General features: G+C 70.4%; 18 protein-coding genes and 1 pseudogene. 14 read left to right on the top strand and 5 right to left on the bottom strand.

Annotation, left to right across the window (positions count from 1 at the left end):
- The first annotated feature begins 188 nt into the window (after window positions 1–188).
- A complete protein-coding gene (locus ACZ6S4_RS03670) occupies window positions 189–1,049 on the top strand; it encodes a GNAT family N-acetyltransferase (RefSeq protein WP_465473494.1) in 861 nt (286 codons plus the stop codon).
- Here the strand turns inward: ACZ6S4_RS03670 and ACZ6S4_RS03665 are convergent.
- Complete coding sequence (locus ACZ6S4_RS03665) at window positions 1,046–1,342, bottom strand: antibiotic biosynthesis monooxygenase family protein (RefSeq protein ID WP_465473374.1); 297 nt, start codon at window positions 1,340–1,342, stop codon at window positions 1,046–1,048. The genes ACZ6S4_RS03670 and ACZ6S4_RS03665 overlap by 4 nt on opposite strands.
- 370 nt (window positions 1,343–1,712) lie before the next feature.
- Between ACZ6S4_RS03665 and ACZ6S4_RS03660 the strand changes: the two genes are divergently transcribed.
- Window positions 1,713–2,708 (top strand): TerC family protein, encoded by a 996-nt coding sequence (locus ACZ6S4_RS03660; RefSeq protein ID WP_465473373.1) that lies wholly within the window; start codon window positions 1,713–1,715, stop codon window positions 2,706–2,708.
- Between the two features lie 56 nt (window positions 2,709–2,764).
- Here the strand turns inward: ACZ6S4_RS03660 and typA are convergent, their stop codons facing one another.
- A complete protein-coding gene (gene typA / locus ACZ6S4_RS03655; protein WP_360819459.1) occupies window positions 2,765–4,630 on the bottom strand; it encodes a translational GTPase TypA in 1,866 nt (621 codons plus the stop codon).
- 161 nt (window positions 4,631–4,791) lie between these two features.
- Between typA and ACZ6S4_RS03650 the strand changes: the two genes are divergently transcribed.
- Together ACZ6S4_RS03650 and ACZ6S4_RS03645 are read left to right on the top strand one after the other, a co-directional pair.
- Window positions 4,792–5,583 (top strand): transglycosylase SLT domain-containing protein, encoded by a 792-nt coding sequence (locus ACZ6S4_RS03650; protein ID WP_465473372.1) that lies wholly within the window; start codon window positions 4,792–4,794, stop codon window positions 5,581–5,583.
- A gap of 182 nt (window positions 5,584–5,765) precedes the next feature.
- Entirely contained in the window at window positions 5,766–6,191 is a 426-nt protein-coding gene (locus ACZ6S4_RS03645; protein ID WP_212993075.1) for an uL11 family ribosomal protein, read from the top strand.
- Window positions 6,192–6,243: 52 nt separating this feature from the next.
- Here ACZ6S4_RS03645 and ACZ6S4_RS03640 read toward each other — a convergent pair whose 3' ends face one another.
- Window positions 6,244–6,852, bottom strand: a complete 609-nt coding sequence (locus ACZ6S4_RS03640; protein WP_465473371.1) for an ATP-dependent Clp protease proteolytic subunit — start codon at window positions 6,850–6,852, stop codon at window positions 6,244–6,246.
- Window positions 6,853–7,003: 151 nt separating this feature from the next.
- On the opposite strand from ACZ6S4_RS03640, the gene ACZ6S4_RS03635 reads away from it, so the two are divergent.
- Window positions 7,004–7,618 carry a cysteine hydrolase family protein gene (locus tag ACZ6S4_RS03635; protein WP_465473370.1) on the top strand — a complete coding sequence of 205 codons (615 nt, stop codon included), beginning with the start codon at window positions 7,004–7,006 and terminating at the stop codon, window positions 7,616–7,618.
- Window positions 7,619–7,621: 3 nt separating this feature from the next.
- On the opposite strand, the gene ACZ6S4_RS03630 is transcribed toward ACZ6S4_RS03635, so the two are convergent.
- Entirely contained in the window at window positions 7,622–8,275 is a 654-nt protein-coding gene (locus ACZ6S4_RS03630) for an MBL fold metallo-hydrolase (protein WP_465473369.1), read from the bottom strand.
- A gap of 1 nt (window position 8,276) precedes the next feature.
- Window positions 8,277–8,975 carry a maleylpyruvate isomerase family mycothiol-dependent enzyme gene (locus tag ACZ6S4_RS03625; RefSeq protein WP_433726845.1) on the bottom strand — a complete coding sequence of 233 codons (699 nt, stop codon included), beginning with the start codon at window positions 8,973–8,975 and terminating at the stop codon, window positions 8,277–8,279.
- Window positions 8,976–9,183: 208 nt separating this feature from the next.
- Between ACZ6S4_RS03625 and rsgA the strand changes: the two genes are divergently transcribed.
- The 9 genes and pseudogenes from rsgA (at window position 9,184) to gap (ending at window position 23,889) form a co-directional block, all read left to right on the top strand.
- Window positions 9,184–10,224, top strand: coding sequence for a ribosome small subunit-dependent GTPase A (gene rsgA, locus ACZ6S4_RS03620; RefSeq protein ID WP_465473368.1), 1,041 nt, complete (start codon window positions 9,184–9,186; stop codon window positions 10,222–10,224).
- 22 nt (window positions 10,225–10,246) lie between these two features.
- The gene (locus ACZ6S4_RS03615; protein WP_465473367.1) at window positions 10,247–12,043 is read left to right on the top strand and encodes a glycosyltransferase 87 family protein; all 1,797 of its coding nucleotides are present in this window, start codon (window positions 10,247–10,249) and stop codon (window positions 12,041–12,043) included.
- Between the two features lie 110 nt (window positions 12,044–12,153).
- Window positions 12,154–15,111, top strand: coding sequence for an excinuclease ABC subunit UvrA (uvrA, locus tag ACZ6S4_RS03610; protein ID WP_465473366.1), 2,958 nt, complete (start codon window positions 12,154–12,156; stop codon window positions 15,109–15,111).
- Between the two features lie 208 nt (window positions 15,112–15,319).
- Window positions 15,320–15,865: a Rieske (2Fe-2S) protein gene (locus ACZ6S4_RS03605; RefSeq protein ID WP_465473365.1), complete on the top strand. Its 546-nt coding sequence runs from the start codon at window positions 15,320–15,322 to the stop codon at window positions 15,863–15,865.
- Window positions 15,866–16,010: 145 nt separating this feature from the next.
- A pseudogene (gene uvrC, locus ACZ6S4_RS03600) lies at window positions 16,011–18,185 on the top strand (excinuclease ABC subunit UvrC); the annotation flags it as partial.
- A gap of 345 nt (window positions 18,186–18,530) precedes the next feature.
- A complete protein-coding gene (gene rapZ, locus ACZ6S4_RS03595) occupies window positions 18,531–19,427 on the top strand; it encodes an RNase adapter RapZ (RefSeq protein WP_360822008.1) in 897 nt (298 codons plus the stop codon).
- Window positions 19,424–20,782, top strand: a complete 1,359-nt coding sequence (locus ACZ6S4_RS03590; RefSeq protein WP_465473364.1) for a gluconeogenesis factor YvcK family protein — start codon at window positions 19,424–19,426, stop codon at window positions 20,780–20,782. The genes rapZ and ACZ6S4_RS03590 overlap by 4 nt, the downstream gene beginning before the upstream one ends.
- A 42-nt stretch (window positions 20,783–20,824) precedes the next feature.
- Window positions 20,825–21,805, top strand: a complete 981-nt coding sequence (gene whiA / locus ACZ6S4_RS03585) for a DNA-binding protein WhiA (protein WP_184996434.1) — start codon at window positions 20,825–20,827, stop codon at window positions 21,803–21,805.
- A 1,088-nt stretch (window positions 21,806–22,893) separates the two neighbouring features.
- On the top strand, window positions 22,894–23,889 hold the full coding sequence (gap, locus tag ACZ6S4_RS03580) for a type I glyceraldehyde-3-phosphate dehydrogenase (protein WP_360828333.1): 996 nt from the start codon (window positions 22,894–22,896) through the stop codon (window positions 23,887–23,889).
- The last annotated feature ends 5 nt before the right edge of the window (window positions 23,890–23,894 follow it).

The following is a 23,894-nucleotide window of genomic DNA, read 5'->3' as shown; positions in this document are numbered from 1 at the left end:
CGGGCCACTGCCCGACTCGCGGTGCGCGACGATTGGTGCCCGCCTCAGAATGCCTGGCGGCTGCGACGCCCATCGCCAGCCGGATTGCGGCCCGTTCACAGCCGAACTCATCGTGCCGCCAGAGACCGCGGCGAGGAATTCGGTGGGGCGCGAGCCAGGCGTTCCCTACGCTGGCGCCCGTGTCAACGATGGTCACCTGGGCGCCCCTGCCGTTCGACGACGAGGATGCACTCGTCTCGCTGGCCGCGCGCTGTCTAGCCGCCGACGGCGGACTCCCGCTTGCCGCCGACCCAGCCTTCCTGCGCCGACGATGGCAAGCCCCCGGCACCACCACCATCCAGGGCCGAGACCACGACGGCCGCCTCGTAGCCGCCGGTGCCGCACGCCCCACGCCCGGGACCGGTGGCGTCACCTTCTGCGGCCTGGTCGACCCCGACGTCCGGGGCCGGGGGATCGGCTCCCACCTGCTCACCTGGGGCCTCGACCGGGATCAGCCCGTCACCGTCGAGACCGAGTCGTTGACCGGCCCGGCCGAGGAGCTTTTCGCAGCCCGCGGACTCCGGCAGGTCTTCGCCGAGGACGTCATGCGCATCGACTTTGCTGACGGCGTACCGGATGCGTCCTGGCCGGCCGGCACTCAGCTTGCCGCTTGGTCCGAAGCGCTTGCGCCGCGCTTTCACGACGTCTACACGGCCGCTTTCCGGGACCGGCCCGGCTTCCCGGGATGGACCGCCGACGAGTGGATCGCCGATCTCACCGAGGACGACGACTTCCGGCCGCAGTGGTCCGTGTTGGCGGCCCTGCCCGACCTGGGCGACGCCGGGTTCGTCACCGCCGCGGTCGACTGGATCGTGCAGGTCGGGGTCGCGCCCGCCGCCCGCGGCCGCGGGCTCGGGGGAGCGCTCGTCGCGGAGGCGCTGCGGCGGATGCGCGCGGACGGCGCGACCCACGCGTGGCTGGACGTCAACGTCGACAACCCGGCGGTACGGCTCTACCGCAAGCTCGGCTTCGAGCACCGGGGACGGCGGGCGCGCTACCAGCTCGGCTAGGCCGGCGCCACGTCGTTGAAGTGTTCGACCAGCGGCGGCTTGGCGAAGTACGGGCCGATCAGCGTCCGCCACTGGGTGAAGCGGTCCGAGTTGCGGAAGTTCTCCTCGTGGGCCTCGATCGACTCCCACTCCACCAGCAGGACGAAGCGGGACGGCGATTCCACGCCGTGGGTCATCCGGACCGAGTGGCAGCCTTCCGTGCCCGCCAGGATCGGGTGGGCTTTCCGGTACGCCGCGGTGAACTTTTCTTCCTGGCCGGGTGAGACGTCGATCAAGGCGACTTCGAGAATCATGCTCCGCAGCATGCCACAGCAGGAGAACTAGCCTCCTAGGATGCGGTAGAGGCTGTGGTGGGTGTCTGAAACGTCGGCAGGTGCAGGGGTGTGTCCGGTTCGCGGGGAAAAGATAGCGAGAGCCTCGACACGGATAGCCGGGGCGATGTGCGAATCGGACCACCGATGCGACACAATGGCGGCGTAGGAGGGGAGTATTCCTCTGCGCCGGTCTCGTCAACACGGTCTTCACCCTTTGAGGTGAGCCCGGGGCCGGCGGTCGTCGCCCAGCCGGGCGCCGGCGGAAGAGACCTCCGACAGTCGCACGTCGTTGTGACCGCTTCATTCCGGGGCGGGAGCAGGGATGAACCGTGTCTGCCGGAGGTTCCCGTTGAATGTTTCCGCCTGGGTCTGGGTCGTCACCCTCGTTGCCCTGGTCGTTGTCCTTGCCGTTGATCTGCTGATCGTCGGCCGGCGACCGCACGAGCCCAGCATGCGCGAGGCCGGCGGCTGGGTCGCCTTCTACGTCACGCTGGCTCTCGCCTTCGGGGTGGCCGTGTGGGTCGTCTGGGGTGGTCAGGCCGCCGGCGAGTTCTACACGGGCTGGCTGACCGAATACAGCCTCTCGGTCGACAACCTCTTCGTCTTCGTGATCATCATGGCGCGCTTCGCGGTGCCCCGGCAGTTCCAGCAGAAGGTGCTGCTCATCGGCATCGTGCTGGCGCTCGTCATGCGCGGCGCGTTCATCGCCGCCGGCGCCGCGCTGATCGCGCAGTTCTCCTGGGTCTTCTACATCTTCGGCGCGTTCCTCGTCTACACCGCCATCACGCTGCTCAAGCAGGGTGAGAACGACGAGGAGGACTTCAAGGAGAACCTGCTCATCCGGTGGAGCAAGCGCGCGCTGCCCATCTCCTCGTCGTTCGACAGCGGCAAGATGACGGTGGTGACCGAGGCCGGCAAGCGGCTGTTCACGCCGATGCTCATCGTCATGATCGCGATCGGCACCACCGACCTGATCTTCGCGCTCGACTCGATCCCGGCGATCTTCGGCATCACCAAGGAGCCGTACCTCGTCTTCACCGCGAACGTCTTCGCGCTGATGGGCCTGCGCCAGCTGTACTTCCTGCTCGGTGGCCTGCTGGAGCGGCTGGTCTACCTCAACATCGGGCTGGCGTTCGTGCTCGCGTTCATCGGCGTGAAGCTGTTCCTCGAGGCGCTGCACACCAACGCGCTCGGCTTCATCAACGGTGGCGAGGGCGTGCACTGGGCGCCGGAGATCCCGATCTGGCTGTCGCTGCTGGTCATCCTGGGCACGCTGGGCATCGCCACGGTCGCGAGCCTGGTCAAGTCGTCGCGTGACAAAAGGAAAGAACTGATCAAGGCCTGAGCAAGTCAAAAGCCGGGGGTACGCGTTGTGCGTACCCCCGGCTTTTTGTCTGTCCGTCAGCCCTGGTGCTTGCGGCGGGCCGCAGCCCGGCCGCGGACCTGCTGGTCGAGCACGACCTTGCGGATCCGTACGGCCGCCGGGGTCACCTCGACGCACTCGTCCTCGCGGCAGAACTCGAGGGCCTGCTCCAGCGACAGCTTGCGCGGCGGGATCAGCTTCTCGGTCTCGTCGGAGGTCGACTGACGCATGTTCGTCAGCTTCTTCTCCTTGGTGATGTTGACGTCCATGTCGTCCTGGCGGGAGTTCTCGCCGACGATCATGCCTTCGTAGACCTCGGTGGTCGGCTCGACGAAGAGCTGGCCGCGCTCCTGCAGGTTGGTCATCGCGAACGCGGTCACCACACCCGCCCGGTCGGCCACCAGCGAACCGTTCTGCCGGGTGCGCAGCTCGCCGAACCACGGCTCGTAGTCCTCGAAGATGTGGTGCATGATGCCGGTGCCGCGGGTCTCGGTGAGGAACTCGGTCCGGAAGCCGATCAGGCCGCGCGCCGGGACCAGCCACTCCATCCGCAGCCAGCCGGTGCCGTGGTTGATCAGCTCTTCCATCCGGCCCTTGCGGGTGGACAGCAGCGTGGTGATGGCGCCCATGTACTCGTCCGGGGCGTCGATGGTCAGGCGCTCGACCGGCTCGTGGATCTTGCCGTCGATCGTCTTGGTGACCACCTGCGGCTTGCCGACGGTCAGCTCGTACGACTCGCGGCGCATCTGCTCGACCAGGATCGCCAGGGCCAGCTCGCCGCGGCCCTGCACCTCCCAGGCGTCGGGACGCTCGGTCGGCAGCACGCGCAGCGAGACGTTACCGATCATCTCGCGGTCGAGGCGGTCCTTGACCATGCGGGCGGTCACCTTGCCGCCCTTGACCTTGCCCACCAGCGGCGAGGTGTTGGTGCCCAGGACCATGGAGATGGCCGGCTCGTCGACGCTGATCAGCGGCAGCGGGATCGGGTTCTCCGCGTCGGCCAGGGTCTCGCCGATCATGATGTCGGCGATGCCGGCGACGGCCATGATGTCGCCGGGGCCGGCGCTCTCGGCCGGCTTGCGCTCCAGGCCCTCGGTGATCAGCAGCTCGGAGATGCGCACGTTGCTGATCGTGCCGTCGGTCTTGCACCAGGCCACGGTCTGGCCCTTGCGGATCGTGCCCTCGTGCACCCGGCACAGCGCGAGCCGGCCGAGGAAGTTCGAGGCGTCGAGGTTGACGACGTGCGCCTGCAGCGGCGCACCCTCGGTGTAGGTGGGGGCCGGGATGGTGTCCAGGATCGTGCTGAACAGCACCTCGAGGTCGGTGCTGTCCTCCGGGATCGTGCCGTCCTTCGGCTGGGTCAGGGAGGCGATGCCGTCGCGCGCGCACGCGTAGACGATCGGGAACTCGATCTGGTGCTCGTCGGCGTCGAGGTCGAGGAAGAGCTCGTACGTCTCGTCGACGACCTCCTTGATCCGGGCGTCGGGCCGGTCCACCTTGTTGATGATCAAGATGATCGGCAGCTTGGCCTGGAGCGCCTTGCGGAGCACGAAGCGGGTCTGCGGGAGCGGGCCTTCGGAGGCGTCGACGAGCAGGGCGACGCCGTCGACCATGGTGAGGCCGCGCTCGACCTCACCGCCGAAGTCGGCGTGGCCGGGGGTGTCGATGATGTTGATCGTGACGGGCTCGCCGTCGGCGGGCTTGTAGCTGATCGCCGTGTTCTTGGCGAGAATGGTGATGCCCTTTTCCCGCTCCAGGTCCATGGAGTCCATGGCGCGGTCGGCCATCTCGCCCCGTGCGTGGGACTGGCTCCCCTGGCGCAGCATGGCGTCGACCAGGGTGGTTTTGCCATGGTCGACGTGGGCGATGATGGCGACGTTGCGTAGGTCGGTGCGGGTCTGCATATCACCATTGTCCCCGGTCTTTGTTGCGGTGACGCTCCGGGGTCACAACCCGGAACCGGTGTCGGACCTCGTCCCTGATGGGCATTTTGTCGGGCGGCACGGGCGGCGGACCGCTGCTAGCGTTCGGGCGTCGTCTCCAGGCACCGGGAAGGACTTCGTCGATGAACCGCAGGCTTCTCCTGTTCGTCGCGGCCCTGGTCGGGTTGCTGGTGGTGAGCGGTTGCGGGCTCGGCGGTGGGAAGAAGCAGCCGGTCACGGTGGCGGCGCAGCCCACGGCGTCGGTGCCGGAGAACATCGTCGACCCGGTGCTCGAGGACGAGGAGCCCAGCCCGGAGCCGACCACGGCGAAGCCCAGGCCCAAGAAGAGCACGGCCGAGCCCAAGGCGACCCCGACCGAGGATCCGAACAACTTCCAGCTGCCCGCCTGCGCCGAGCGCGACGGCAAGGAGATGCCCAAGGCCAAGGCCAAGGCGGCTCTGAAAGCCGCGGCCGGCAAGACGTACTGGCCGGGGTCCGCGCCGCAGCTCAAGGTGCCGAGCCGGCTGGTCCTGGTCACCGCCTGGCACGAGAGCGGCTGGACCTCGAACTACGTGAACTGCGACGGCGGCCGGGGCCTGATGCAGGTGATGCCGGACACCGAGGCGTTCATCAACCAGCGTTTCGAGAAGTCGTACTCGAGCAAGGACTACAAGCAGAACGCGGTGCTCGGCGCCAACTACCTGGCCTGGCTGACCAAGGCGTTCGGGGACTCGTACTTCAAGGGCAAGTACGACCTGAGCACCAAGAAGTGCAAGAGCCACTCCAGCCTGTGCCTGCTCAACATGGTGATCGCGGGCTACAACATGGGCCGCGGGGCGGTCGACGAGGCGTACGCGCGCAAGGAGCTCCCCAACGAGCAGTACGTGGACGTCACCCGTTCGCTGATGAAGTCCTGCTACTGCGACCGCTACTAGCCGACCGGGTCGCCGGGCGCCGCAAGGGTCGAGCTACACTAGTCGGCGGAACCCGAGACTGTGCCCGCCGCTTTGACCCATTCTCGAGCGCGGTAGTAAGGTCTCGGGGTTGTCGTGCGTTGATGATGCTGGCGAGCTCCTGATGTAGGTTCGTGCAGCACACACTAAGGAGCTTTTGCGTAATGCCGCCCAAGAAGAAGACCCATGAGGTAACCCTCGCGCTTGAGGCGGGTAACGCCGCGATGGTCGACCTCGGCAAGATGCTCGGCCCGACCGGCGCCAACATGCGTGCCGTCAAGGTCGAGTACGACGAGGCGACGTCGAAGCAGCGTGGCGAGATCATCCCGGTCGTCGTGTCGGTCTACGAGGACCGCAGCCACACGCTGACCTACAAGACTCCGCCGACGAGCTTCCTGATCCGCAAGGCTCTGGGCATCCAGTCGGGCGCGTCCAACCCGCTGACCCAGACCGTGGGCACGCTCAGCGCCGACCAGATCAAGCAGATCGCCGAGCGCAAGCTCCCCGACCTGAACGCGAACGACGTCGACGCCGCGGTGAAGGTCGTCGCCGGCACCGCGCGCTCGATGGGCGTCAAGGTCGCCGAGTAAGTCTCGTAAGCACGGAAACGGCGCGGGTCCCGATCGGGGCCCGCGCCGTTTTTCATGCCTCTTTGCCGACGACCTCGTCGATGAGGCCGTAGTCGCGCGCCTCGGCCGAGCTGAGCACCCGCCCGGCGGACAGGTCGTCCTCGATCCTGCTGCGGGTCTGGCCGGTCACCGCGACCAGGCGCAGCACGACCTCCTCCAGCTCACGCAGGTGCTGCCCGGCGGCCGCGGCCACCTCGTCGGCGGTGCCGGTGACCCCGGCCGCGCGGGGCTCGGCCAGCTTGAAGCGGGCATGCCGGTACGCGGAGCGGCGCTCGGCGGCGGCCAGCACCGCCAGCACGGCCCCGCCGGCCTCGGAGGTGACCACCGCGTGCACGGGCGCGGCCATGGCGTCCATGACGTCGATGACGGCGTGCGCCGCGTTCAGGTCACCGCCGGAGCTGGCCACGTGCAGCTGGATCGGCTCCGGCCCGGCCGCGTCCAGGGTGAGCAGGGCGGCGGCGATCCCCGAGGCGGCCTGCCCGGTGAGCGGGCCTCGGATCATGACGATGCGCTGGTCGAAGAGGCGTTCCTCGAGCCAGCCGGGGAGGCCGGGCCCGCCGCCCGGCCACTGCTCGGGTGGGGGAGGAGGACTGGAAGGTTGCCATCGCAGATCGGGTGTCACCGGACCTCCGCGCGTCGAGGGGTGTTCCGAGTCTAGGGACGCGCGCACCGGATGGGGGAACGGTTCAGCCGTGGGCGGACGGCGCATTGCCCGCGGCTGCCCGGAGTGCTTGCATGGACACCATGTGACCCGCCGCACACCAGGAGTTGTGATGTCCGAACCGCTGCAGCTGGACCCCGCCACGACGGCACTCGTGCTGATCGAGTATCAGAACGAGTTCGTCTCGGAGGGCGGCGTGCTGCACAACGCCGTCGCGCCGGTGATGGACAAGACCGGGATGCTGGCCAACACGATCGCCCTGGTCGACGCGGCCCGCGCGGCCGGCGTGACGATCATGCACGCGCCGATCACGTTCGCGCCCGGCTACGGCGAGCTGTCGCGGCACCCGTACGGGATCCTCAAGGGAGTCGTGGACGGCAACGCCTTCGTCAAGGGCACCTGGGGCGCGGCGATCGTCGAGGATCTGACCCCGGCCGAGGGCGACATCCTCATCGAGGGCAAACGTGGCCTGGACACGTTCGCCAGCACGAACCTGGACTTCATCCTGCGCTCGCGCGGCATCTCGACGGTGATCCTGGCCGGCTTCCTGACCAACTGCTGCGTGGAGTCCACGATGCGCAGCGCGTACGAGAAAGGCTACCGGGTCATCACCCTGACCGACTGCACGGCGGCGACCTCGGCGGAGGAACACGACAACGCGATCGCGTACGACTACCCGATGTTCTCCCTGCCGCTGGAGTCGGCCAAGGTCACCGCCGCCCTCTGAGCCTCACCAGCCGCGCTCGCGCCACTCGGTCAGGTGGGGGCGTTCCTTGCCCAGGGTCGAATCCTTGCCGTGGCCCGGGTAGAACCACGTGTCGTCGCCCAGGCGGTCGAACAGCTTGGTCTCCACGTCGCCGATCAGGGACGCGAAGTTCTTCTTGTCGCCGCGGGTGTTGCCCACGCCGCCCGGGAACAGGCTGTCGCCGGTCCACAGGTGGGCGATGCCGTCCGGCTCGCGGTAGAGCAGCACGATCGAGCCCGGCGTGTGCCCCACCACGTGGATCACCTCGAGGGTGCAGTCGCCCACCGCGATGGTGTCGCCGTCGCGGACCGTGCGGGTCACCACCGGGATGGCCTCGGCGTCGTCGGCACCGGCGATCGATTCCGCGCCGGTGGCCTTGACCACCTGCTGGAGGGCACCGGTGTGGTCCGGGTGGCGGTGGGTGGTCACGACCGCCGCGAGGCCGGCCGGGCCGACCAGCTCCAGCAGGGTGTCCGCGTCGTTCGCGGCGTCGATCAGCACCTGCGTGCCGTCGGCGCGGCAGGTCAGCAGGTACGCGTTGTTGTCCATCGGGCCCACCGACACCTTGCGGACGGTCAGGCCGGTGAGCTCGCGTACGGCCGGCCGGCCGCCGCGGGTCACGTCTCCGGTGTAGGACATGTCACTTCCACCTCGGGGGCTCGGGCAGTGCGCCGTCCGGCGACACCGTGAGGTCGCTGCCGTCGGCGCGGCCGGCCAGCCACGCCGCGATCGAGCGGGTCGGGCCGCTGATCTCCGGGGCGCCGTCCGGGTTGCCGATGGTCAGCGTGTGCTCGACGCCCTGCGGGCGCAGCACCAGGTCGAGGTCCTGGATGTTGGTGACGATCTCGCGCAGCAGCCGCAGCGCGAACGCGTCCGACCAGTCCTCGGGGGTGTAGCCGCGGCCCAGGTCGACGTGGTGCACCTCCACCTCGCGCAGCCTGGCCCACGGCACCGCGGCCGCGGACGCGCCGGTGGGGGCCAGGAAGAACGTCCACGCCTCGGCCGGCATCGCCGCGGCCGCGTCGGCGAGGCGTTCGTGGGCCTCGCGCAGGTCGGCGATCTGCTCGGCCACCGGCCGGTCGGCGCCGGCGTCGATGCCGTCCGCCCGGGCCGTCGGCGACGCGTAGGCCGGCGTCTCCACGCCGGTGCGGGCCCAGGTCAGCAGGTTGGTGTAGGCGTCGGCGTTGCGGGCCACGTGGGTCAGGACGTGACCGACGGTCCAGCCCGGCAGCGCGGACGGCGCGCTCATCGCGCTGTCGTCCAACCCTTCCGCGGTCCGGATCAGACGCTCGGTGGCCTGGTCAACATCGGTCATCAGCACAAGCGGGTCAACCGTCACGAGACGACCCTAGTTGGTGGCCCGGTAGCGGGCGCCACGGAATTCGCTTTCGTGGCCGTAGCGGCGTCCGTACCGTCGGTGCAGACGCGCCAGACGATCACGGAGGGGGTGGGAATCGTGCTGTTCGTCGTTCGTGCGTTCCGGCTTCGCCCGGAGGCTGCCGCCTGACGCCTGTCGGCGCGGCCTCCCCTTCACCCTAAGGGTTCTCATGTCTGACCTGTCCGCGCTGGGCTGGGACGAGACACTCGCGTCCGCCTATCGACCCTTCGACCGTCCCGACGCCACCGCCGGCCGCGTGCTGCGGGCCGACCGCGGCGTCTGCACCGTTCTCGATCCGTCCGGGGTGACCCGGGCCAGCCTGGCCGGCAGTGTGCTGCTCGGCGCCGCTCACGACCCGGCCAATCTGCCCTGCGCCGGTGACTGGGTGGTGCTGCGGCGCTGGCCCGACCGGCGTACCACCGTCGACTGTGTGCTGCCGCGGCGCACCGCGCTGATCCGCCGTACCTCGGACAAGGACTCCGTCGGCCAGGTCCTGGCGGCCAACATGGATGCCGTCGCGGTCGTCGAGCCGATGCACCCGGCGCCCGACGACGCCCGCCTCGAACGCCTGCTCGCGCTGGCCTGGGAATCCGGCGCGCAGCCGGTCATCGTCCTTTCCAAGAGCGACACCGCGCGGGATCCACAGGCGGTCGCGCGCCAGCTCGCCGAGCTGGCCCCCGGGGTACGCGTCCTGCCGGTCAGCGTGCACCGCGGCACCGGCCTCGAGGCGTTACGCTCCTACGTCGCCCCGGGACGCACCCTGGCGTTGCTGGGCCGCTCCGGCGCGGGCAAGTCGTCGCTGGTCAACGCCCTCGCCGGCACCGACGTGATGGGCATCCAGGAGATCCGGCGCGCCGACGGCAAGGGCCGGCACACCACCGCGTACCGGAATCTGGTCGTCATCCCCGGCGGGGGAGCGGTCCTGGACACGCCCGGCATCCGCGGGGTGGGTCTGCTCGACACCGCCGCGGGTCTCGACCGGGCCTTCGCCGATGTGACGGAGCTGGCCGGGCAGTGCCGCTTCGGTGATTGTGGTCACGACGGCGAGCCGGGTTGCGCGGTCGCGGCGGCGCTGGCCGACGGGACGTTGCTGCCGCGGCGGCTGGAGAGCTGGCGCAAGCTGCACCGGGAGGTCGCCGTCGAGAGCAGCCGGCGGGCCGCGCGGCTGGCCCAGGCCGCGAGCTCGTCACGGCGCAGGCCGCGCCGCTGAGCGCCTCTGGCACAATTCACCGGTGCCCGCGGTGGAAGAGGTCCTGGACGAGCGCGGCCTCCCGGCCGCGGCGGCGCCCCCGCCCGCGCGGCGCCGCCGCCCCGACCTCTGGGCGCTGACCAGCTATCTCGCGCTCGGCGTGCTGGTGCTGATCCAGCTCTGGATCGACCCGGCCGGGCGGGTGCTGTCGCACAACGACGACGACCACGGCTTCTTCGCCTTCGCCATGGCGCACGGCGAGCGGGTCCTCTTCCACGGGGCGAACCCGCTGTTCAGTGACCGGATGAACGTGCCCGGCGGCGTCAACATGATGGCCAACACCTCAGAGCTGGCGCTCAGCGTGCCGATGGCCCCGGTCACGCACTGGCTGGGCGTGGGCGTCTCGGTCGTGCTGCTGCTCACTCTCGGTCTCGCCGGTACGGCCTTCGCCTGGTACTGGGTGCTGTCGCGGCACCTGGTCGAGAGCCGCCGGGCCGCCTGGATCGGTGGCCTGTGGTGCGGGTTCGCGCCGACGATGGTGTCGCACGCCAACGGGCACATCAATTTCGTCTCGCAGTTCGTCGTGCCGTTCATCGTCTGGCAGGTGCTGCGGCTGCGCGAGCCCGGCCGGGCGGTCCGCGGCGGGGTCGTGCTCGGGCTGCTGATCGTGCTGCAGGTCTTCATCAACGAGGAAGTCCTGCTGTTCACGGCGCTCACGCTGGGTGCGTTCGTGATCGCGTACGCGGCGCTGGCGTGGTCCGAGGTGCGCGGCTACTGGCGCCGGTTCCTGGCCGGGTTGGGTGTGGCGGGTATCACCGCGCTGGTGCCGCTGGCGTACCCGCTGTGGTTCCAGTTCACCGGGCCGCAGAGTTACAGCGGGCAGCCGTTCGAGCCGGGCAAGTTCGTCACCGACCTGCTGTCGCTGGGCGCGTACGCGCGGCAGTCGCTGGCCGGCAACGCGGCGATCGCCCGGGAGCTGAGCGTCAGCCCGACGGAGGAGAACACCTTCTTCGGCGTACCGCTGCTGGTGTTGCTCGTCGTCTCGCTGGTGCTGGTGTGGCGCAACCTGGCCGCCCGGGCCGCCGCGATCGCCGGCCTGGTCCTGCTGATCATGTCGATGGGCCCCGAGCTGCGCGTCGGTGGCTACGACACCGGCATCCCGCTGCCGTTCGCGCTGATCGCCCACGTGCCGGTGATCGACCTGGTCAGCGTCACCCGGTTCGCGATGGTGACCACGACGATCATCGGCCTGCTGCTGGCGCTGGCCGCCGACCGGGTGCCCGCGCTGAGCCGGCGCCGGCAGACCGCGTTCTGGGTCGGCCTGGCCCTGGCGATCGTGCCGGTGCTGCCCAAGCCGCTGCCGGTGGTCGCCGCCGACCCGCTGCCGCCGTTCATCGCCCAGCAGATGTGGCATGACTACGTCAGCGACGATCGCACCCTGGTGACCGTGCCGTTGCCCGAAGTCACCACGGGCCGGGCCGGGATGCGGTGGTTCGCGATGTCCGGGCTGGATTACCGGGTCCCGCGGGGCTACTTCATGGGCCCGGCGGACCCGCCGCTGAACAACACCGGCTCCTGGAACGCCGCACCCCGGCGCACCTCCGACCTGTTACGCATCGCGGGGGCGTACGGTCGGATGCCGGTGGTCACGGTCGCCGACCGGATGGCCGCCAAGAACGACCTGAACTACTGGCGGGCCGCGGTGGTGGTGCTCGTGCCGGGCACCCCGCACCACGACCTGCTCGAAACCGTCCTCACCGACCTGCTCGGGAAGGCTCCGCAGCAGGTCGGCGGGGTTCAGCTGTGGGACGTCCGGGACATCGTTCGCCCGTCCGGGTGACGGGAATGCCGGTCCCGTCCACGGCGCTGTAGTTCGCTGGCGGAAAACTTGTCGTACCCCGTGGCTAGGGTGGCGGCGCCCATTGTCTTGACGTTACGGAGTGGCTGGCTGTGGCCGACCGACTGATCATTCGCGGCGCGCGGGAGCACAACCTGCGCGACGTCAACCTCGACCTGCCCCGCGACGCGATGATCGTGTTCACCGGTCTCAGCGGCTCGGGCAAGTCCAGCCTCGCCTTCGACACCATCTTCGCGGAGGGCCAGCGCCGTTACGTGGAGTCGCTGTCGTCGTACGCGCGGCAGTTCCTCGGGCAGATGGACAAGCCCGACGTCGACTTCATCGAGGGCCTGTCCCCGGCCGTGTCCATCGACCAGAAGTCGACCTCACGCAACCCGCGCTCCACCGTCGGCACGATCACCGAGGTGTACGACTACCTGCGGTTGCTCTTCGCCCGTACCGGAATCCCGCACTGCCCGGTCTGCGGTGAGCGGATCAGCAAGCAGTCTCCGCAGCAGATCGTCGACCGGGTCCTGGCGATGCAGGAGGGCACCCGGTTCATGGTGCTCGCGCCGGTGATCCGCGGCCGCAAGGGCGAGTACGTCGACCTCTTCGCCGAGCTGCAGTCCAAGGGCTACGCCCGGGCCCGGGTCGACGGCGTGGTGCACCCGCTGGCCGAGCCGCCGAAGCTCAAGAAGCAGGAGAAGCACACCATCGAGGTGGTCGTCGACCGGCTCTCGGTGAAGGCGAGCAGCAAGCAGCGCCTCACCGACTCGGTCGAGGCGACGCTGGCGCTGTCCGGCGGCATCGTGCTGCTCGACTTCGTCGACCTGCCCGAGGACGACCCGAACCGCGAGCGCCGCTTCTCCGAGCACCTGGCCTGCCCCAACGACCACCCGCTGGCGATCGAGGACCTCGAACCGCGGGTCTTCTCCTTCAACGCGCCCTACGGCGCCTGCCCGGAATGCACCGGCCTGGGCACCAAGAAAGAGGTCGACCCTGAGCTGATCGTGCCGGACGAGGAGCGCACCCTGCGCGAGGGCGCGATCCAGCCCTGGTCCGGCGGCTCCACCATGGAGTATTTCCTGCGGCTGCTGGAGGCCCTGGCCAAGGCTGAGAAGTTCAGCGTCGACACCCCCTGGCGGCAGCTGCCGAGCCGGGCCCAGAAGACGATCCTGTACGGCTCCGAGGACCAGGTCCACGTCCGCTACCGCAACAAGTACGGCCGTGAGCGCTCCTACTACACCGGCTTCGAGGGCGTGGTGCAGTGGATCGAGCGCCGGCACAGCGACACCGAGAGCGACTGGTCCCGCGACAAGTACGAGGGCTACATGCGCGAGGTGCCCTGCCCGACGTGCTCCGGCGCCCGGCTCAAGCCCGAGGTGCTGGCGGTCACGATCGCCGGCAAGAGCATCGCCGAGATCTGCAACCTGTCCGTCGGCGAGTGCGCCGAGCTGCTGGCCACCATCGAGCTGACCGACCGCGAGAAGATGATCGCCGAGCGGGTGCTCAAGGAGATCAACGCCCGGTTGCGCTTCCTGGTCGACGTCGGCCTGGACTACCTGTCGCTGGACCGCGGCGCCGGCACCCTGTCCGGCGGTGAGGCGCAGCGCATCCGGCTGGCCACCCAGATCGGCTCCGGCCTGGTCGGCGTGCTCTACGTGCTGGACGAGCCGTCGATCGGCCTGCACCAGCGGGACAACCACCGGCTCATCGAGACGCTGGTCCGGCTCAAGAAGCTGGGCAACACGCTGATCGTGGTCGAGCACGACGAGGACACCATCCGTACCGCCGACTGGATCGTCGACATCGGCCCCGGCGCCGGTGAGCACGGCGGCAACATCGTGCACAGCGGCTCGGTCAAGGGCCTGCTGGCCAACAAGGAGTCCCCGACGGGGGCGTACCTCTCCGGCCGCAAGAAGATCCCCATGCCGGCCACCCGCCGCCCGCACACGCCGGGCCGGGAGCTGGTCGTGCAGGGCGCCCGCGAGCACAACCTGCGCGACATCACCGTCGGCTTCCCGCTGGGGCAGTTCATCGCGGTCACCGGGGTCAGCGGCTCGGGCAAGTCGACCCTGGTCAACGACATCCTCTACACCGTGCTGGCCAACCAGATCAACGGCGCCCGGATGGTGCCGGGCCGGCACACCCGGGTCTCCGGCCTGGAGCACGTCGACAAGGTCGTGGGCGTGGACCAGTCGCCGATCGGGCGCACCCCGCGCTCCAACCCCGCCACCTACACCGGCGTGTTCGACAACATCCGCAAGCTGTTCGCCGAGACCGTCGAGGCCAAGGTGCGCGGCTACGGTCCCGGCCGGTTCTCGTTCAACGTCAAGGGCGGCCGCTGCGAGAACTGCTCCGGCGACGGCACGATCAAGATCGAGATGAACTTCCTGCCGGACGTCTACGTCCCCTGCGAGGTGTGCAAGGGCGCCCGGTACAACCGGGAGACCCTCGAGGTGCACTACAAGGGCAAGACGATCTCCGAGGTGCTGGAGATGCCGATCGAGGAGGCCGCGACCTTCTTCGAGCCCATCACGTCGATCCACCGCCACCTCAAGACCCTGGTCGACGTCGGCCTGGGCTACGTCCGGCTGGGCCAGCCCGCGCCGACCCTGTCCGGTGGCGAGGCGCAGCGCGTCAAGCTCGCCTCCGAGCTGCAGAAGCGCTCCACCGGCCGGACGGTCTACGTGCTCGACGAGCCGACCACCGGCCTGCACTTCGAGGACATCCGCAAGCTGCTGCTGGTGCTCAACGGCCTGGTCGACAAGGGCAACACGGTCATCACCATCGAGCACAACCTCGACGTGATCAAGAACGCCGACTGGCTGATCGACATGGGCCCCGAGGGCGGCAACAAGGGCGGTCTGGTGCTGGCCACCGGCACCCCCGAGGAACTGGCCGACGTGCCCGACAGCCACACCGGGCAGTTCCTGCGCCCGATGCTCGGCCTCACCGGTGAGCCGGCCGGTGCGGCCGCCGCGCTGGCCCGCGCGGCCAAGGCCAACGGCGCCCCGAAGGCCGTGACCAAGCCCCGGGCCACCCGCTCCCGGGCCAAGGCCGCCGTCTGATCCACAGGTAACACACAGCTACGCCGTCCGCCCGCCCCGCTACCTGGGGCGGGCGCTGCGGCGTGCCCGAAACCACCGCGAAATACGGCATCCAGGCCGATATTTTTCCACCCGGCCCATGAACCACAACGCGGATGGCAGCGTATGTACAAGCAACGCCGCGTGACGCAAGCACGCGGATCAGGGGTACGGGAAGGGTTCGGAACAGATGACTGACGTGCAGACGAGGCCCGACGCCGAGATCACCGCCGTCCGGCCGGCCTGCGGGGGAGCGGGCTCGTCGCGCCGTGTCGTGCTGGCCGGAGCCACCGCGCTCGGCGCCGGCTGCCTGCTGGCCGCCTGTGGCACCGACACCGGCGGTGCCGGCAGCAACGGCTCCAGCGGCGGCGACTTCAGCAACAACCCCGCGCCGGCCGGCAGCAAGGGCGCCGACACCGGCTCGACCTCCGGCGGCGACTCGGGCGGCTCCGGTGGCGCGGCGCTCGCGCTGGTCGCGGACATCCCCGAGGGCGGCGGCATCATCAAGGGCGACTACGTCATCACCCAGCCCGCCTCGGGCACCTTCAAGGCGTTCAGCAAGGTCTGCACCCACCAGGGCTGCGACGTGAGCAAGGTCGACGGTGGCGTGATCACCTGCCCGTGCCACAACAGCACCTTCTCCATCGAGGACGGCGCGCCGACCGGCGGCCCGGCCAAGAAGCCGCTGCCCGAGACCAAGGTCAAGGTGGACGGCGACAACATCGTCGCGGCCTGAGGGCCGCGACCCGATAACTGGGGCCGGCGTGATCCTGCCGACACCGCCGGCCCCGACACACTCCGGCCGGAGGCCCGACGCCGTGGCGGCGGCAACGGGCCTCCGGTCGGATAATCATGTCAGGGGTCCGCACTAGTGTTGAGTCGTGCCTGACCCGTCCAGCTACCGGCCGGCGCCCGGGACCATTCCGGACGCCCCCGGTGTCTACCGCTTCCGTGACCCCACCGGCCGCGTCATCTACGTGGGCAAGGCGAAGAGCCTGCGCAGCCGGCTGAATTCGTACTTCGCCGACACGTTCAGCCTGCACGCGCGCACCCAGCAGATGGTCACCACCGCGGCCGCCGTCGACTGGGTCACCGTCAGCAGCGAGGTCGAGGCGCTGCAGCTGGAGTTCTCCTGGATCAAGGAGTTCGACCCGCGCTTCAACGTGAAATACCGCGACGACAAGTCGTACCCGTTCCTCGCCGTCACGCTCAACGAGGAATACCCCCGCCTGCAGGTCATGCGCGGCGCCAAACGCAAGGGCGTGCGCTACTTCGGGCCGTATTCGCACGCCTGGGCCATCCGCGAGACCCTCGACCTGCTGCTGCGCGTCTTCCCGGCCCGCACCTGCTCCACCGGCGTCTTCAAGCGCGCCGGCCAGATCGGCCGCCCCTGCCTGCTGGGCTACATCGGCAAATGCTCGGCCCCCTGCGTCGGCACCGTCTCCGCCGCCGAGCACCGGGCGATCGTCGACGACTTCTGCGACTTCATGGCCGGGCGCACCGACACGTTCGTCAAGCGCCTCGAACGCGACATGATGCGGATGTCCGAGCAGCTCGAGTTCGAGAAGGCGGCCCGGCTCCGCGACGACATCGCCGCCCTGCGCAAGGCCATGGAGAAGCAGACCGTCGTGCTCGGCGACGGCACCGACGCCGACGTCGTCGCCTTCGCCGAGGACCCGCTCGAAGCGGCGGTGCAGGTCTTCCACGTCCGCGACGGCCGCGTCCGCGGCCAGCGCGGCTGGGTCGTGGAAAAGGTCGAGGACCTGAGCACGGGAGACCTCGTGCACCACTTCTGCACCCAGGTGTACGGCGACGAGCACGGCGAGAACGACGTCCCCCGGGAGCTGCTCGTCCCCGCCCTGCCGCCGGACGCCGAAGCGCTGGAGAAGTGGCTCACCGAGCACCGCGGCAGCCGGGTCAGCCTGCGCGTGCCCCAGCGCGGCGACAAGCGTTCCCTGCTGGAGACGGTGGCCCGCAACGCCGGCGAGTCCCTGGCCCGGCACAAGCTGCGCCGAGCCGGCGACCTGACCACCCGCAGCAAGGCCCTCGACGAGATCGCCGAGGCGCTGGGCATGGAAACGGCGCCGCTGCGCATCGAATGCTTCGACGTGTCCCAGATCCAGGGCACGGACGTGGTGGCCAGCATGGTGGTCTTCGAGGACGGTCTGGCCCGCAAGAGTGAATACCGGCGCTTCGCGGTCCGCGGAAATCCCGACGGCTCAGGCACCGACGACCTGGCGGCGATGAGCGAGGTGATGCGGCGGCGGTTCGCCCGCTACCGTGCCGAGGCCTCGCCGGGCGGCTCCGCCCCACCGTCCGACGCCCTGACCGACGCCCTGACCGCCGGCCCAGCCGATGTCCTGGCCGGTGGTCCGGCTGATGTCCTGACCGGTGGTCCGGCTGATGGTTCGGCCGATCGCCTGGGTGGTCCGGCTGACCGCCTGGCCGGTGGTCCGGCCGATGCCGTTGCGGCGGCTGACGGCTCTGAGCCGGTGACCAGCGAGCTGCCCGGCATCGACCCGCTGACCGGGCGGCCGCGCCGCTTCGCCTACCCGCCCAACCTGGTCGTGGTCGACGGTGGTCAGCCGCAGGTCAACGCCGTGGCCGCGGTTCTGTCCGACCTGGGCATCACCGACGTGGCGCTGTGCGGCCTGGCCAAGCGGCTGGAGGAGGTGTGGCTGCCGGGCGAGGACTTCCCGGTGATCCTGCCCCGCACCTCCGAGGCCCTGTATCTGCTCCAGCGGGTGCGCGACGAGGCCCACCGCTTCGCCATCGCGTTCCACCGGCAGCGGCGCTCCAAGCGCATGACGGCTTCCGCGCTCGACAACATTCCCGGGCTGGGGGAGACGCGGCGCAAGGCGCTGCTGCGACACTTCGGCTCGCTGAAGCGGCTGGGACAGGCGACACCGGAGGAGATCACCGAGGTGCCGGGCATCGGCCGCCGGACAGCGGAGGCGGTTCTGGCGGCCCTGGCCGACACCACGAAGGCGGCCGACACCGCACCGGACCCGGCCACACCGGCGACAGGCGGTGCGGGCAGAACGAAGGCGGGAGCCAACCGCAACAGGGCTGCGCGGCCGTTCATCCCGACCCCCGACACCGTGGACCTGGGCGACCCGCCCGCTGCTGAGCCGGGGCCGGAGGAGCCGTCCGTGGCCGCGCTGGAACGGCCTTGACGCGACCATTCCGCTGACGCCCCGGGTGGTGGCGGAATACGGGCGGTGGGGACGCCGTTCACCGGGTGGGTCGATCGGGGTGGCTTGCGGGACCCTTCGGGCACCGGATCGGGTAAAGGACACCACGTCCGGCGGTACCGGGTCGACGCTTCGGCCTAGGATGCAGTGTCCGCCCGGAGGGGGCGCAGGCGCAGTGCGGTTCAGGAGGAGTGCGTGACCGAGTCGATGCCGGAGTTCGTTCCGGAGCTGACGCCCGACGAGGCCGGAACCGACCTCGTGGTGGTGACCGGGGTGTCCGGTGGTGGCCGCAGCACGGTCGCCCGCGCCCTGGAGAACGTCGGCTTCTACGTCGTCGACAACCTGCCGCAGGCGCTCATGCTCGACATGGCCCAGCTCGCGTTCGAGGCCGGCGGGGCTGCCCGGCGTACGGCAATGGTCCTCGACGTCCGCAGCCGGGCCTTCTCCACCGACCTGGCCGGCGCGGTCCGCGCGCTCAAGGAGCGCGGCTTCTCGCCGCGCGTCGTGTTCGTCGACGCCGACGACGAGGTGCTGATCCGGCGCTTCGAGTCCGTCCGGCGCTCGCACCCGCTGCAGGGCGACGGCCGTCTCGCCGACGGCATCGCCGCCGAGCGCAAGCTGCTCGAAGAGGCGCGCGAGCAGTCCGACGTGATCATCGACACCAGCCACCTGAACGTGAACCAGCTCCGGCGCCGCGTCGAGGAGCTCTTCGGCGGCGAGGACGCCCGGCGGCTGCGCATCACCGTGCTCTCGTTCGGCTTCAAATACGGCCTGCCGCCCGACGCCGACTACGTGATGGACGCGCGCTTCCTGCCGAACCCGTTCTGGGTGCCGGAGCTGCGCGAGCACACCGGTCTGGAAGAGGGCGTCAGCAGCTACGTACTCGGCCAGGAAGGCGCCCACGACTTCGTCGGCACGTACGCGGGCCTGATCGCCGCGACGGCGCCCGGCTTCGAGCGGGAGGGCAAGCGCTACCTGACGGTGGCGGTCGGCTGCACCGGCGGCAAGCACCGCAGCGTCGCGATCGCCGAGGAGCTCACGGCGCAGCTGCGCGACATCCGCCTGTCCGCCCATTCCTCGCACCGCGACCTGGGGCGGGAGTGACGGCGGCGCAGCCGGCGGGGCCGGGCAGCAGCCCGGCAGAGCAACGCGGTGTGACCGCCGGTTCCAGCGACGACAGCACGCGGCGCCGCATCAAGGTCGTGGCGTTCGGCGGCGGGCACGGGCTCGCCGCGTCCCTGCGCGGGCTGCGGAACTGTGCGCCCGAGCTGGACCTCGACATCACCGCCGTGGTGACGGTCGGTGACAACGGCGGGTCGAGCGGGCGGCTGCGGGCGGAACGGGATGCGCAGCTGCCGCCGGGCGACCTGCGGATGGCGCTCGCGGCGCTGGCCGGTGACGATCCCGGCCATCAGCGCACGGTGGCGCTCATGCAGCACCGGTTCGCGCTCGTCGGCAAGCCCGACCGCCGCGGCTCCGACTCCGACCTCGTGGCCGGCGGCTCGACAGCCGGAAGCAACGGGCGAGCCGGAAGCAGCGGGGAAGCCGGAAGCAGCGGGGGAGCCGCAAGCAGCGGGGGAGCCGCAAGCAGCGGGGAAACCGGGAACGGCTCGGATGCTGGGCTCGGCTCGAAAGCCGGGACCGGCTCCGGCGGCGGGATGGGCGCGGGCTCTGATCCCGGCGTCGGCGTCGGCGTCAGCGTGGAAGCGGGTGACAAAGCCGGCTGGGGCAGCGTCGACCGCCGGATCGCCTCTGTGGGCGGCAAGCACGATCCGCTCGCCGGGCACGCCGTCGGCAATCTGCTGCTGCTCGGCCTGCTCGAGCTGCTCGGCGACCCCGTCGCGGCCCTCGAGCACGCCGGCGCCATGGTCGGCGCCCGCGGCCGGGTCCTGCCCATGGCCTCGCACGCCGTCGGGATCGAGGCCGAGGTGCGCGGCGGTGACCCTGACCGGCCCGACGAAGTTGTCACCGTTCGCGGGCAGCATGCCGTCGCCGTCGCCACCGGGCACATCGAGGCGCTGCGGATCGTGCCGTCCTCCCCGCCGGCCTGTCCGCCCGCCCTGGCCGCCATCGCCGAGGCCGACTGGCTGATCTTCGGACCCGGCAGCTGGTACACGAGTGTGCTGCCGCATCTGCTCGTGCCTGAGCTGGCCGAGGCCATCGTCGCCAGTCCGGCCCGGCGGCTGGTCACGCTCAACCTCGGCGCCGACAACGAGACCTCCGGGCTCTCCGTGGCCGACCATCTGGCCGCCCTGCACTGGTATCTGCCGCAGCTGCGCGTGGACACCGTGCTGGCCGACGCGAAGTGGGTCGGCGAGCCCGATCCGGTGCACCGGGCCGCCCAGGCCCTGGGTGCACGCCTGGTACTGGCCCCGCTGGCCGTTGCGGACGGCAGTCCCAAGCATGATCCTGAGTCGTTGGGCACAGCACTGGTGCCAGTCCTCGGCTCCGATCGTTAAGCAACTGGCGTACCGCGAAACAAGCATGAGGTGACTTCGAAGATGGCGATGACGGCAGCGGTCAAGGACGAGCTGAGCCGGGTCGACGTACCCAAGCCGTGCTGCCGCCGTGCGGAGATGGCCGCCCTGCTGCGCTTCGCCGGTGGGCTGCACATCGTGTCCGGGCGGGTGGTCGTCGAGGCTGAACTCGACACCGGCGCGGTGGCCCGGCGGCTGCGGCGCGAGATCGCCGAGGTGTACGGCTACCCGAGCGAGGTGCACGTCCTCGCCTCCGGCGGCCTGCGCAAGGGCAGCCACTACATCGTGCGGATCGTCAAGGACGGCGAGGCGCTGGCCCGGCAGACCGGTCTGCTGGACGTCCGCGGCCGGCCCGTGCGGGGCTTGCCGCCGCATGTCGTCTCGGCCAATGTCTGCTGCGCTGTCGCGGCGTGGCGGGGCGCGTTCATGGCGCACGGCTCGCTGACCGAGCCCGGCCGCTCCAGCGCGCTGGAGATCACCTGCCCGGGCCCGGAGGCCGCGCTGGCGCTGCGCGGCGCCGCGCGCCGCATCGGCATCACCGCCAAGGAGCGCGAGGTGCGCGGCGTCGACCGCGTGGTGATCAAGGACGGCGACGCGATCGCGGCGCTGCTCACCCGCATCGGGGCGCACTCGAGCGTGCTGGCCTGGGAAGAGCGACGGGTACGCCGGGAAGTCCGCGCGACCGCGAACCGCCTGGCCAACTTCGACGACGCCAATCTGCGCCGCTCGGCCCGCGCGGCCGTGGCGGCAGCGGCGCGGGTGACCCGGGCGCTGGAGATCCTCGCCGACGAGGCGCCCAACCACCTGACCTCGGCCGGCCGGCTGCGGCTGGAGCACCGGCAGGCCTCCCTGGAAGAACTGGGCGCGCTGGCCGATCCACCACTGACGAAGGACGCGATCGCCGGCCGTATAAGGCGTCTGCTCGCCCTCGCCGACAAGCGCGCCCGCGACCTGGGCATCCCCGACACCGAAGCCGCCGTAACCCCAGAAATGATGGCCTGCTGACCCACCACCACCCCTGACGGCGCCCCGGCACTGCGCCTGACCGGGGCTTGGCGCCGCGCGTGACCGGGGGCCTGGCGCCGCGCGTGACCGGGGGCTTGGCGCTGCGCGTGACCGGGGGCTTGGCGCTGCGCGTGACCGGGGGCTTGGCGCTGCGCGTGACCGGGGGCTTGGCGCTGCGCGTGACCGGGGGCCTGGCGTGCCGGCCCGGCCGCGGGTCTCGACCAGCCCGGCCTGCTCCAGCTCGCGCGCTGCGCGTGACCGGGACCCGCCACCGAGCGTAACCGGCGCGGTCTATTCGCATGACCACCCACCGGCCTCGGCCTGCCCGACAGAATCCCCTGGCGTCACCCCAGGCGCGGCAGCCAGACCGCAAACCGCAAGGGGATCACCGCTTGCACCGTGCACTCAGCTGCGAGCGACCAAGAACCTCCCCGCAAGTGACTCGCATGCAAGGTTGGGGGCCGGGGGTGCCCAAGCAGGCATAAAAACGCTCCACCAGCCAGCTTGGGCACCCCCGGCCCCCAACCGTCAACCGCAACCAACCCGCCCACCCGGGCCGCAACCAACCCGCCCACCCGGGCCGCGCAACCAACCCGCCCACCCGGGCCGCAACCGACCCGCCCACCCGGGCCGCAACCGACCCGCCCACCCGGGCCGCAACCGACCCGCCCACCCGGGCCGCAACCGACCCGCCCACCCGGACCGCAACCGACCGCCAACCCCGGCAGAGCCCAACGGCCCGGACCACCCACCCGGGCGGCCAAGCGGACGGCGCCCAGCCAGGTTTGCGGTTGTCGATGGCTGTGCGCGTACCGGAAACGTTTGCGCACCTGAGGTCACGATCAGGTCGCGCCCCCGGTCCAGGGGCGAAAGGGTTCTCGGATAGGGTGAGCTCGACGGCGACGGTGCCGGCAAGCATGGCCGCCCGCGCCGGGCGCCGCCGGCAGCGCCAGCTCCGACCTGGCCGCGGCGGACTCGACCTTCGAGGCGCGGTGGCCAGATGAAGCAACTGCCGGCCCTCGATCAGGTCGGCACGCAGACCTCCGCCGGTCCTAGATCCCGGCGGACCGAAACGAGGAGATCCACCTGTGACCATCCGGGTTGGCATCAACGGCTTCGGCCGTATCGGCCGCAACTTCTTCCGGGCGGTTTCCGCCTCCGGCGCGGACATCGAGATCGTCGGTGTCAACGACCTGACCGACAACGCGACGCTCGCCCACCTGCTCAAGTACGACAGCATCCTGGGCCGCCTGCCGCACGAGGTGAAGGCCACCGCCGACGAGATCACCGTCGCCGGCAAGACCTTCAAGGCGTTCGCCGAGCGTGACCCGGCGAACCTGCACTGGGGTGACCTGGGTGCCGACGTCGTCATCGAGTCGACCGGCTTCTTCACCGACGCCACCAAGGCCAAGGCGCACGTCGACAACGGCGCCAAGAAGGTCATCATCTCGGCGCCGGCCAAGAACGAGGACATCACGATCGTGATGGGCGTCAACGACAACCTGTACGACGCCGCCAAGCACACGATCATCTCGAACGCGTCGTGCACCACCAACTGCCTCGCGCCGATGGCCAAGGTGCTCAACGACACGATCGGCATCGAGCGTGGCCTGATGACCACGATCCACGCCTACACGCAGGACCAGAACCTGCAGGACGGCCCGCACAAGGACCTGCGCCGCGCCCGCGCCGCCGCCCTCAACGTGGTGCCGACCTCCACCGGTGCGGCCAAGGCCGTCAGCCTGGTGCTGCCGGAGCTCAAGGGCAAGCTCGACGGCTTCGCGATGCGCGTGCCGATCCCGACCGGCTCGGCCACCGACCTGACCTTCCAGGCCGGCAAGGAGACCTCCGTCGACGAGGTCAACGCCGCCATCAAGGCCGCCGCGGACGGCCCGCTCAAGGGCATCCTGGTCTACACCGAGGACCAGATCGTCTCCTCGGACATCGTCACCGACCCGGCCTCCTGCATCTTCGACGCCGGCCTCACCAAGGTCATCGGCAACCAGGTCAAGGTCGTCGGCTGGTACGACAATGAGTGGGGCTACTCGAACCGCCTCGTCGACCTGGTCAAGCTGGTCGGCTGAGCAAG

The organism is Actinoplanes sp. NPDC051405 (assembly GCF_055586185.1).
The sequence above is the reverse complement of the archived record's forward strand: the minus strand, read 5'-3'. Positions and strand labels throughout refer to the sequence as shown.

Excerpts from the sequence above, each read along its gene's own strand:
- ACZ6S4_RS03670 (WP_465473494.1), top strand. The coding sequence starts at position 189 with ATGGTCACCTGGGCGCCCCTGCCGTTCGACGACGAGGATGCACTCGTC.
- ACZ6S4_RS03665 (WP_465473374.1), bottom strand. The coding sequence starts at position 1,342 with ATGATTCTCGAAGTCGCCTTGATCGACGTCTCACCCGGCCAGGAAGAA.
- typA (WP_360819459.1), bottom strand. The coding sequence starts at position 4,630 with ATGCAGACCCGCACCGACCTACGCAACGTCGCCATCATCGCCCACGTC.
- ACZ6S4_RS03650 (WP_465473372.1), top strand. The coding sequence starts at position 4,792 with ATGAACCGCAGGCTTCTCCTGTTCGTCGCGGCCCTGGTCGGGTTGCTG.
- ACZ6S4_RS03645 (WP_212993075.1), top strand. The coding sequence starts at position 5,766 with ATGCCGCCCAAGAAGAAGACCCATGAGGTAACCCTCGCGCTTGAGGCG.
- ACZ6S4_RS03635 (WP_465473370.1), top strand. The coding sequence starts at position 7,004 with ATGTCCGAACCGCTGCAGCTGGACCCCGCCACGACGGCACTCGTGCTG.
- ACZ6S4_RS03630 (WP_465473369.1), bottom strand. The coding sequence starts at position 8,275 with ATGTCCTACACCGGAGACGTGACCCGCGGCGGCCGGCCGGCCGTACGC.
- rsgA (WP_465473368.1), top strand. The coding sequence starts at position 9,184 with ATGTCTGACCTGTCCGCGCTGGGCTGGGACGAGACACTCGCGTCCGCC.
- ACZ6S4_RS03605 (WP_465473365.1), top strand. The coding sequence starts at position 15,320 with ATGACTGACGTGCAGACGAGGCCCGACGCCGAGATCACCGCCGTCCGG.
- rapZ (WP_360822008.1), top strand. The coding sequence starts at position 18,531 with ATGCCGGAGTTCGTTCCGGAGCTGACGCCCGACGAGGCCGGAACCGAC.
- whiA (WP_184996434.1), top strand. The coding sequence starts at position 20,825 with ATGGCGATGACGGCAGCGGTCAAGGACGAGCTGAGCCGGGTCGACGTA.